Below are 10585 nucleotides of genomic sequence, written 5' to 3'. Positions count from 1 at the left end.
AAAAAGTGTTAAATATTATAATAATGAGCCAATAAAGAAATGCACACGTATCGGATGACTATCATCAGAAATACCTGAAGCTACATCGATCCGGATCGGTCCTATCGGTGATGCCCAGCGCACACCAAGACCAACACTGTATTCGGTGTCATTGCTAAAATCTGTATCATAAGCATTACCAAAGTCGCTGAATACTGCTGCACGCCAGCCTTCTTTAAACTGATAATTATATTCCATGGAGCCGACAGCTAAGGCCTGACCACCCACTTTAAAACCATCGACCACAGGTGACAAACTCTTGTAGTCAAAACCGCGGATACCTTGGTCTCCACCCGTGAAATAACGTAAGTTATAAGGGACTTTATTAAAGTCTGGGGTAAAGATATAACCGAGATCGCCACGTCCGACAAACTGGTGATTATCATTTTCACCCAATGAATAGATAAAGCGCCAACCCGCATTTACAATAGCCATATCTGCATCTGAAAGTAGGCTTTCGCTTCCCAGTTCAATTTTATAAGTTTGTTTAATTCCTTTACTAGGGTTTACACGTTTATCACTGTCAATTCTAGAAATTTCATAGCCCAATAAAAGCGACTCTTGCTCAGGGTCATTATTTGCAATAAATGCATCCGGCAAATCATCTACATTCGCTGAACCCTTTTGCGTCAATCGATCTAAACGGTAACGCACACCATAGGTATGTTGCCAATTCCCCATTGGGTTTTTGATAACACGGTCAGCCCCAGCAACAGCAGATTCAGTGAGTAAGTTTACGCCTTGTCCGATGTCATCTCGTTCTTCACGCTCATACCCCCCCACGAGACTAATATAATCATTTAGTGGATGCTTATAGGGAATATTATAGCGACCATCAATAGCCTGTCGAATTTCTGAAAGTTCTAAGTTGGCATCAAAAGAGTGTCCACGCTGGTTCACAATCGCACGGCGATACTGTGTACGTAAGCGTGCACCTGAGTCACTACCGTAACCTGCACCGACTTCGACACTATTTAACTGGTCTGCATTTAAAGTGACTTTAACAGGAATTACTTTTGTTTCCCGAGCTTCAAGTTTTAAACGCTCTTCTTCACTCTGTTTGGTTTCTTGTGCGGTGCGAAGCGCTGCTTGTGCTTTATTCTGCTCGGGATCATTGACACCGGCAAACTGTGCCTCACTGACCACAGACTGTGTCACTTCACGATTCGAAGCAACCTTCTTTTTCTCTTGAACCAAAACATCCTGACGAGAAAGTTGTTGATCATCGACCAACTGCTGTAAATCAGGCGGTAACTCACGGATTCCTTCAACCGGATCAGGTCGAACAGCATCTACCAAACTGTAGTTGAAGTAACGTGAGTTGGTCAAATTATTGGCCAAACCATTAACACGCCAAAAGGTATAGTCCGCGCCAGGCTCCCAAGTCACTAAACTTTGTAAAACATCTAAATCAATAGGCAGTGGTTTGCTTGGATCACTCATCACAAACTCAACACCGCCGAGTTTATAACGTTGACCTGTTTCATAACGTAAGTTAATGTCTGCCGTATTTTGCGGCTGCTCAACTTTCACATCATGTAAACGCCAGTAACTATCAAAAAAACCGTTATTGCTGGCCGCTTCATTAATTCGTGCTTTGGTCGACTCGTATAAGCCGTGGTGCAATACATCACCGATGTCTTGCTCCGGTAAGACTTTAATCACTTGGAACTGCGGTAAGTACTGACCTGCACCACTAAATTCGATATTTTGTTCTTCAATCCGTACAGGTGTATTCGGTACCACTTGAATGCGCACACGGTTACTGCTGGTTTTTTCAAACTTAAACTCAGCATTATAAAACCCGACGGCTTGAGCGGCTTGGTTGGAAAGTGAACGCAACTGTGGCAGTGCAGAAGGAAAGTCTTCAAAAGACTCTTCGGTAAAGCTAGAAACCTTGCCTTTGATATTTTCTTTTAGATTGACCAAAGCAGCCTGATACGCTTTATTGGATATCTCGCCTTCATATTTAGCATTAATGATTTCGACATCCGCACTGATCCGCGGAACTTTTGCAGTATCCAATTCTCTTGGTGGTCGAATTTTATAAAGCATGCGTTTAAAGAAATTAGGTTCTTTGGCAATTTGCTCTTCAGCACTCATGCCAAAATCTAAAGTATTTCCTTCCGTGTTGGCTTCTACTGAAATTTTACTGTCTGCTTGAATACTTTGCATCAGTTGATCAACATTGACCGGAGCTTGATTAATTTCCGCCATTTCCTGCTGAGTTGCATCGCTCAGCACCAACTCGGTCGTTTTACCACTTCGGTAAGCTTGAGCTTCTGCTTTCGCTTGCTCAGCCATCTGATAAATATCATTGGCCATACCTTGGTCAACTTGGACAGTTGGCAAGTCCTCAAGGCTATCAAACTCAATCGGTGCAAATTCGGGTAAATTTTTTAAAGCTGCCTGTTGCTGTTGCAACATTTGCATACTGTCCGGAACACTTGGCTGAACTACAGAATTTTCAACTTTTTTTAATTCGTCCGCGCTGCCCATACCTTGGCGAATTGCTTCTTTTTTAATGTCTTCAGTGAGTTGCGTAGAAGTTTGTGGCTCGACTTGTGCATTACTTGGTTCAATCGCAACGGAGGTTTCAGCCAAAGCCGCTTGTGACAAAAGCGTTAAAAAGATACTCAGACACAAATATTTATTGTTATGATGCCACGGTATGAAAGAATTCATACTCAATGAAAGAGTCGACTTTTTAAATTGTGTTTTGGCAAGCATAGAAAACTCTAAATTTATTTAATCGTTATGGATTTGCTCTAATGAATTGTCACAAAAGAACTGAAATCTATTGATTATTTTACCCAATTTCAGGTTTTAAATATCTTACATGATTTTATTGGACGTTTGAGCAATTAGTCACATTTCTTAATAAAACTTAATGCAGTGCAAAAAGCATGAAAAACAATGAACATCTATTAAGTACCCGTCGTTTTCTTCCCATGTTTATTACCCAATTTTTTGGTGCTTTAAACGACAATGTCTATAAACAAGCTTTGCTTTTAGTCATTACTTATGGATGGATTAATCAACAAGCTACAGATGTCAGTACCTTAAATAATTTGGCCGCGCTGTTATTTATTTTGCCTTACTTCATTTTTTCTGCAACCGCAGGACAAATTGCCGATAAGTTTGAGCGCTCACAACTCATTCGTGGCATCAAAGTTCTAGAAATTGTGATTATGCTCATTGGTTCCGCGGGCTTCTTATTGGGCAATTTATGGCTGCTGCTCTTGGCTCTATTTATGATGGGCACACACTCCACCTTCTTTGGCCCCATTAAATACGCCATTTTACCTGAGATTCTAAAACCGAATGAACTCATGTCAGGTAATGCACTATTTCAGTCGGGCACATCCATTGCTATTTTAATCGGGATGATTTTGGGTGGCGCAGTCATTTCGGTTTCTCAGGGCAATCTTATTTGGATCAGCCTGACTGTCGTCATCATTGCCGTTTTGGGTTATCTCTCCAGTCGATTTATTTTAAAACAGCAAGTCAGCTCACCCGACTTAAAAATTGACTGGAATTTCTTTAGAACCAGTTTTCAAACACTCCAATATGCCAAAAGCCTCCCCCTCATCTTTATGATTTTACTGGGAAATTCATGGTATTGGTTTTACGGAGCAACCTATCTCACCCAAATTCCACAGTTGACTCAACAAAACCTACACGCATCAGAAAATGTCGTCAGTCTTTTACTCACGTTCTTTTCTGTCGGGATTGGAGTTGGTTCACTGCTGTGTCGTAGAATTGGTGGCTCTGAAGTGAATATTAAAATGGTGCCTATCGGTGCGATTGGACTCACCCTATTTGCCTTTTACTTGGCTTTGAGTCTAGCCTTTGTACCTGAGCGTACAGGCGCGATGATGAATGTCGCGGATATGTTTAACCACGGTGCAATTTACTACCATGTCATGCTTGCGGTGACCTTGCTCGGCATCAGTGGCGGTTTTTATATTGTGCCGCTATACGCCATGATGCAAGCCTATTCACCGCGTTCACATCGTGCACGTGTTGTTGCCGCAAACAATATATTAAATGCGGTGTTTATGGTGTCTTCTGCTATATTTTCGATTATCATTTTAAGTGTTTTAAAGATTGATATTAAAATACTTTTCAGCATTACTGCTGTATTAAGTGCGGGCTTTACGCTGTGGTTGTTATATCGACTCAAACCCATGCTAAAAACTGTACAACCTGAGTTAGAGGACTAAAGTTATGCGTCATTACACTGGCATCGATAAATTTATCAATTCTTTTGATCAAGCCCTGCGCAGCTTAGTTCCAGGCACGACGTCTGCTCAACGTGAAAACCCAGGCAAGGCGGTCGAAACACAACTCGCAGTGAGTGAAGCACGTCATGTTGCAGGTTTAATGCGGGTCAACCATAGTGGCGAAGTGTGTGCTCAAGCGCTTTATCATGGGCAAGCTTTAACGGCGAAACTGCCAAATGTACGCCGTGAAATGGAACAAGCCGCGATTGAAGAACAAGACCATCTTGCATGGTGTGAAGACCGCTTAAAAGAGCTAGACAGCCATACCAGTCTGCTTAATCCAATTTGGTACGGTTTATCCTTTGGTATGGGTGCAATCGCAGGTATTGCAGGTGATAAATATAGCTTAGGTTTTGTTGCAGAAACTGAACGCCAAGTGAGCCTGCACTTACAGCATCACATCAGCCAACTCCCAGCCCAAGATGACCGTTCACGTAATATCCTTGTGCAAATGAATGAAGATGAATTACACCATCGTGATACAGCACTGAATGCTGGCGGTGTCGATTTGCCAATTCCTGTCAAAATCACCATGACGGCTATTTCAAAACTCATGACCAAGACCAGTTATTTTATTTAAACAAACATGATTTAGCCCAATAAAAAAGCAGTGGAATAACCACTGCTTTTTTATTGACTCTAATTTGCTTATTCCGCTGATATCGGCAGTAATAAGATATTACCCGCTTGCTTTAAATTCGCCGTATATTTTGATGCTAGTGATGGATTGGATGGATAGCTTTTCCCATTGTACTTCAGTACAACTTGCCCTAAACCACGCGTATAAACCGACAAGTCACGCCAACCTTGGGTTTGGGTACTTAAAGCATAAATCGGTGTAGATGACACAGTCATTTTGCTATGCGGTTGAAAACTTCCATTTGCAAGGCCTTTAAAGACCAACAACGTACAGCCACCTGAACCACACCACTCCATCCCACTTAACAAAACCACGGCATCATCGATTCCGTCTTGGTTTAAATCATATAGGCTAGTTTGATAATCCGATTGATCTTGGGTATAGGCCTGAACAGCTAGTTTTAACCCTTGTTTTTCAGTCGTTTGAGATACACTCGTTATATCCATAGCAGTTGTCGCTGTCGTTTTGGACGGAGTTGAATGACAGCCCGCTAAAAGCACTGCTAAAGAAAGAGCACTCAAAATTTGTATTTTCATGAAAATAGCTCGCTGCGAATTATATTTTATAAGCATGTTAAGCCAGTTCAAGTGCCAATCACACTTCGATATGTTACTTGGCTTCCAAGCAGCTCACCGTTGGAAATACATGCGCTTGATGTTGAAATGCATTATCCTTCCACACATCGAACATTGGAATTTTAACATCTAAAGCCAAAGGCAATTTTTTGGGATTGAACTGCATATGTTCTAAGTCTATCCCCCATGCAATCAAATCAACATCCAATGAAATCTGATGCGATGGGCGGATACGCCCAGATTTGGCTTCCATATTTTTCAGCAATACTGAAATATCGGTAACGGACAAAGATGATTTCAGCAAACAGGCTGCATTCCAATAATCTGCCCCAACCCCATCACGGCATGGAATTAAATAAATATTCGAAAATTGCAGTTGCCCAATTTTAGCAAGTTGCTCAGAGGCATATAAAAAATGTTGCTTTGGATTATTATTACTCGCCAGAGCTAGGGCGAAAATCTTTTCGGTGGCGTTCAAGACGAATTCCTACAGAATTTGCTTGCGCGATAATGGCAGGCTTACGGATGGTAATATTAATCGATTCAATCGCATGAAAGGTAGAAAAAAGTGCGTTGATGACCAATTTTGCCGCATGTTCAATTAGCTCAGGCTTAGCATCTTGAATGACCTTTGCTGCAATTTCACAAATTTCAGCATAATTTAAAGTATGGTCTAAGTCATCTAAGTTTGAAGCTTGTTCCAAATCTGTTTGAATAATCATATCCAACATTAAAGGCTGAATAATCTGACGTTCCCAGTTAAAGCAGCCAACCACTGTTTCAACCTTTAAGCCTTCAATGATAATTGCGTCCACATTATTACCTTTAACAGATTTTGACATTTTAATCCCTGTCTTAGGAAACTATGTTTTTCATCCCCTAAACAGGAAAGCATTTTTCAGTCCCTCTTTTAAAAGAAGGACTGAAAGGGATTTTTTGGTGAGTGTGCTTCAAAAGAACTTAGTTTTTTAACAACACATTTGGATCCATAGTTTGCACCATTTGCAAACGCTGGTCAGCATAGATGTCGGTATACGGTGCAAGGATGCGCATGAAACGATCGAAATACAGCATCTGTTTAAATAACAATGCAAAATCACGCGGGAAGCGAATACCGTGACGCTCGCCCACTGCGACCATATCCATCATGATGTCATTCAAATCTGCTGGGTTTGAACTCAGCAATTCTTGCGGATCTGCCAATAACACACCACTAAATAAACGCTCAAGATCGGCAGCCAAAACTTGTGTATCAATCTGTACCGCGGTCATGCCCATTTTCAGCATGTTTTCCGCCATGAGTACATAATCCGTTTTTTGTAAGGCATCCATAAAGGCGATACAAGCTGTCCACACTTCAGGTTTCAACTGCCCCACAATGCCGAAATCAATAAAACCCACACGACCATCATCAAGCAACATTAGGTTTCCAGCATGTAAGTCAGCATGGAAGCTATTACACATCATCAAACTACCAAACCATGTATTCATGGCGGTAATCAGGACTTGGGATGGATCTTTACAGCGCTGTTTCACCACATTGAAATCGGTTAATGGCACACCGTAAAGACGCTGCATGGTGAGTACACGGCGCGTTGAATATTGGTGATAGACCTTAGGTGCCATCGCCTTATGGTTTTGCGTGATATTGAGATAGTTCACAAAGTCATCCAGATTACTGGCTTCTTCAATAAAATCGACTTCACGAACCATGCGGGTTTTAATTTCTTCCACAATGTCTGCAAGAGATGCAAATTTGACTTTAGGCACTGCTTTTTCTAAAACCTTGGTAGCCCAGTGCAGAACATTTAAGTCGGTATAGAGAATTGTTTCTACACCTGGCTTTTGTACTTTAATCACCACATCTTCGCCCGTCACCAGCTTTGCGGCATGGACTTGGGCAATAGATGCTGAAGCTAACGGTGTTTCATCAATCGATGCAAAAATCTCAGACAGGTTTCGCCCTGCAAACTCAGACGCCAAAACCCCTTGTACATAACTAAACGGTAAAGATGGAGTTTGGTCTAAACAGCCTTGAAACTCTTCAACATATTCACGTGGAAAAAGTGAAGGTGTACTCGCAATAAACTGACCCAACTTGATATAGGTTGAACCTAGAGACTCGAAGGTTTCACGCATCAGTTTGGCATTACTTGGTTTTTCAGTTGCGTACTTAATACCCGCACGTGCTGCAATGACTGCTGTTTCCCCAACACGGGCAACAGAGCGCAGTCCATCTAAAAAGATATTGTTTTTCATAATATCGGTCAAAAATAAATTGTATTGAGTGTATCAAAGAATGAAAAAATTGTAGGCTTATCTTGCCTGACAAACTGGACAATCTGTATCTTTTTCGAAAGCAAGCAAACGTTGTTTCATACTTAAGCCATCCCAAAGCAACAGGCGTTGTTTGAGTGCGGTGACATTTAAACCCAAGTATAAAAGTGCATGATGCGCTTGAAGACTGGCCATTACATTTGGGGTGGTAGCTAAAACGCCCGAATCTGCACAGCGTAGGCTTTCATTCGCATGTTCTTCTTTCGGGAACAGACATTCATAACAAGCAGACTCACCTTCCACCATAAACAACTGCCCTTGAAAGCCAATGGCCGATGCACTGATGAGTGGAACATTGGCCGCTTTACACTGCTGATTGACCAAATACCGTGTCGTAAAATTATCACAACCATCAAGAACTAAGTCTTGACCAACAATTAAGCTAGCTGCATTAGATGTATCTAGCTTTACAGTATGCGTATGGACTTGAATATAGGGATTGATCTGCTTTAAACGCTGGGCCAAAACCTCTGCTTTATAGAAACCGACATTGTTTTCTACATAGGTAATCTGTCTTTGTAGATTGCTTACTTCGATCGTATCTGCATCAATCAGAGTGATTTGCCCTACGCCAGCACGTGCCAGTAACTCCGCAGTCAAACAACCGATGCCTCCACAACCCACGATGAGGACGTTGGCCAACTTGAGTTTTTCTTGTGCCTCTATATCCCATCCGTCCAATAAAATTTGGCGGCTATAGAGATGCATTTCAGCACTACTGAGTTCTAGACTTTCATCTAACTCGTCCATGATTCAGCCTTTTGCTAAAGAAAATGTTGATGGCGAATTATAACCATGAAACCAAGGTTAGCTATGCACAAATTCAATAAATGCTATGTGCTTTAGATAGCTCAAATTTTTCATTTTTAAGTAATGGAGATTGAATCATAATAGTTGCCTATTTTAATTTACTTAGGCTATTTATAGCTCTAACTATATTTCAAGCGGTGTTCCACAAGTCACATGCCACTATAAATTGTTAAAAGAAAAAGCCAGCCTATTTAGAACTGACTGACTTTAGCTTTAAGACCCTTTTATTTGTAAATTAAATGGCAGCTTGTAAAGTTTGCATCTTTGCCACTTCTTGCTGTTTCAGCAAATTACGTTGAATTTTTCCACTCGACGTTTTTGGCAAGCTTTCAACAAACTCAATTTCTTTAGGATACGCATATTTAGATAAACGTGAACGCACATAGGCTTGGAGTTTGCTATCCAACTCTTTAGAGGCTTTGTGCTGTGGCTTTAGCACCACAAAAGCTTTCACCACTTCAGTGCGCTCTGGATCAGGCTTACCAATCACAGCTGACTCGAGTACTTCCGCACACTCAAGCAAAGTACTTTCGACATCAAAAGGTCCAACTCGATAGCCTGACGTTGTAATGACATCGTCAGCACGTCCAACAAAGTCGATACCACCAATTTCATTCAGCTTGACCGTATCACCTGTTAAATAATACTGTCCCACAAAGGACTTACGATTATTGCCACCATAGCCCTTAAACCATGTCAGTGGCGACTGGCTAAAGTCTATCGCCAACGTTCCAATTTCGCCGTACTTCACTTCTTGGTAGTTCGCATCAAGTACAGCAAAGCGATGTCCTGGGTTGGCAAAGCCTGCCGAACCAATTTTTTTCTCATGCTCCAATGCATGATGGTTCGCAATCACCATGCCCAACTCAGTTTGTCCATATTGGTCATAAATGTTGACGTTCAGATCATTATTGAACCAATGAATCACTTCTGGTGTCAAAGGCTCACCCGCACTACTGACGGCGCGTAAATGTGTCTTAATGGAAGGATCAAACTTTTCTTTAAAACCAAAGAACATCCGAAAAGCTGTAGGCGAACCCGTTAAGTTACTGACGCGATACTTTTTAATGACTTCAACCGCATGATCGACGCTAAATGCGCGCTCATCCATAATGATGCTATGCCCCAAGCTGAGCGGCCCTGTGATTCCGTAGTACAAACCATAAGCCCAGCCCGGATCGGCTAAATTCCAAAATGAATCGTCTTCTCTTAAATCGACCGCATGTTGCATATAGCCCTTAAAAGCCAAAACCGCTTTTAAAGGGACAGGCACGGATTTCGCCAAACCTGTGGTGCCTGAGGTAAACATCATCAGGAAATCATCATCAAAGCTACGCAAAACAGCTTCACATTGATTGGACTGTTGTTTTGCTTCCTGCCAAAAATCAGCTTCATTGCTAGCTAAGTTTGTTCCCGCATTCACTGTAAGAATATGTTTGACTTCAACATGATTAAGCTTTGGTCGTTGCTCTGCATTGGTCACAATCAATTTAGTGTTTGCAGTTAAAACTCGATGTTCAATCGCCTTCGACTCAAAAGCAGTAAACAAAGGCTGATAAATCGCGCCGATCCGCCATGTTGCTAAAATTGTAATCAGCAGTTCAGGCGTACGCGGTAACAACCCTGCGATACAGTCACCCACTTGAATCCCAATACTTTTAAAATAATTTGCCACCTGAGCTGAGGCAACATCGAGCTGTTCAAAACTCCATTTCTCAGACTCACCATTTTTTCCTTCCCAGATCAGTGCTATTTTTTGCTGCCCGACATAGCGCTGACAACACTCAATATAAGCATTGATTGCATTGGGTTGGCCGACCAATTGTTCCCGAATCAATTGCTCATAGTTAAATTCTTGATGGGCTTGTTCTAATGTCTTCATCACGACAACCTTGCAT

At 41.7% G+C, this 10585-nt stretch carries 9 protein-coding genes; 2 read left to right on the top strand and 7 right to left on the bottom strand.

The features are described from left to right. Window positions 1-15: 15 nt before the first annotated feature. Window positions 16-2769 carry an autotransporter assembly complex protein TamA gene (locus tag AC4CU2_RS06330; protein ID WP_490768464.1) on the bottom strand — a complete coding sequence of 918 codons (2754 nt, stop codon included), beginning with the start codon at window positions 2767-2769 and terminating at the stop codon, window positions 16-18. 176 nt (window positions 2770-2945) lie between these two features. Between AC4CU2_RS06330 and AC4CU2_RS06325 the strand changes: the two genes are divergently transcribed. After that, window positions 2946-4265: an MFS transporter gene (locus AC4CU2_RS06325; protein WP_490768463.1), complete on the top strand. Its 1320-nt coding sequence runs from the start codon at window positions 2946-2948 to the stop codon at window positions 4263-4265. 4 nt (window positions 4266-4269) lie between these two features. Continuing rightward, window positions 4270-4905, top strand: a complete 636-nt coding sequence (gene coq7 / locus AC4CU2_RS06320) for a 2-polyprenyl-3-methyl-6-methoxy-1,4-benzoquinone monooxygenase (protein ID WP_004696505.1) — start codon at window positions 4270-4272, stop codon at window positions 4903-4905. Between the two features lie 68 nt (window positions 4906-4973). Here coq7 and AC4CU2_RS06315 read toward each other — a convergent pair whose 3' ends face one another. From AC4CU2_RS06315 to AC4CU2_RS06290, 6 genes are all read right to left on the bottom strand, one after another. Further along, window positions 4974-5501, bottom strand: coding sequence for a COG3650 family protein (locus AC4CU2_RS06315; protein ID WP_490768462.1), 528 nt, complete (start codon window positions 5499-5501; stop codon window positions 4974-4976). Window positions 5502-5574: 73 nt separating this feature from the next. After that, window positions 5575-6018, bottom strand: a complete 444-nt coding sequence (locus AC4CU2_RS06310) for a 2-amino-4-hydroxy-6-hydroxymethyldihydropteridine diphosphokinase (protein WP_490768461.1) — start codon at window positions 6016-6018, stop codon at window positions 5575-5577. Then, window positions 5975-6355 carry a dihydroneopterin aldolase gene (folB, locus tag AC4CU2_RS06305; protein ID WP_490769217.1) on the bottom strand — a complete coding sequence of 127 codons (381 nt, stop codon included), beginning with the start codon at window positions 6353-6355 and terminating at the stop codon, window positions 5975-5977. The genes AC4CU2_RS06310 and folB overlap by 44 nt, the downstream gene beginning before the upstream one ends. A gap of 145 nt (window positions 6356-6500) precedes the next feature. Then, a complete protein-coding gene (locus AC4CU2_RS06300) occupies window positions 6501-7799 on the bottom strand; it encodes an ABC1 kinase family protein (protein WP_078389335.1) in 1299 nt (432 codons plus the stop codon). 57 nt (window positions 7800-7856) lie between these two features. Next, entirely contained in the window at window positions 7857-8627 is a 771-nt protein-coding gene (locus tag AC4CU2_RS06295; protein WP_490768460.1) for a HesA/MoeB/ThiF family protein, read from the bottom strand. 295 nt (window positions 8628-8922) lie between these two features. Continuing rightward, window positions 8923-10569, bottom strand: coding sequence for an AMP-binding protein (locus AC4CU2_RS06290; RefSeq protein ID WP_058951711.1), 1647 nt, complete (start codon window positions 10567-10569; stop codon window positions 8923-8925). Window positions 10570-10585: the final 16 nt, after the last annotated feature.

Source organism: Acinetobacter sp. 797_lipA, assembly GCF_058243025.1.
This window is presented reverse-complemented; position numbering and strand designations above follow the sequence as displayed.